The sequence below is a fragment of the Neisseria sp. P0022.S009 genome, assembly GCF_051956675.1.
In the GTDB taxonomy this organism is placed as follows: domain Bacteria; phylum Pseudomonadota; class Gammaproteobacteria; order Burkholderiales; family Neisseriaceae; genus Neisseria.
Map to the genome: position 1 here is coordinate 1 of NZ_JBQCXE010000048.1, position 516 is coordinate 516.

Consider the following 516-nt stretch of genomic DNA (forward strand, 5'->3'; position numbering starts at 1 on the left):
TGTGGTTGTGGTGGGTGGTTTTGTGGTTGTGGTGGGTTTTTTTTGTGGGGGGTTGTGTGTGTATTTTGTTTTTTTTTGTTGTTTGTTTTGTTTGGGGGGTGGTTTGGGTGTGGGTTGGGTTGTGGGGGGTTGGTTTGGTTGTTGTTTTGTTGTTTGGGGGGGTGTGGGTGTGGTGTGTTTGTGTTTTTTTGGGGGTGTGGTTGGGTGTTGTGTGGTTGTTTTTTGGTTTTGTTTTGGACGTTGCATTGGGTGGGGTTTTGGGGGTTTTGTTTTGTGTTTGTGTGGTGTTTTTTTTGGTTGTGGGTTTGTTTGTGTGGTGGGGGTTTTGTGTTTGGGTGGTTTGTTGGGTTTTTGTGTTGGTTGTTTGTTGTGTGGGGGTTGGTTTGTGTTTTGGGGTTTGTTGTGGTGGTGGTTGGGGTGGGTGGGGGTGTTTTTTTTGGGTGGGGGGGTGTGTTTGGTGTTGTCGTTGGGGATTTGGGTGTTGGGCGGGTTGTGGTGGTGTGTGGGGTGTTAAGT

Annotated in this window: 1 protein-coding gene; it reads right to left on the minus strand. The window is 48.1% G+C overall.

The window, feature by feature from the left end; all coding sequences use genetic code 11:
- A partial coding sequence (locus ACTHUG_RS11370) for a hypothetical protein (RefSeq protein WP_440422278.1) occupies nt 1-516 on the minus strand: 516 nt, incomplete at both ends.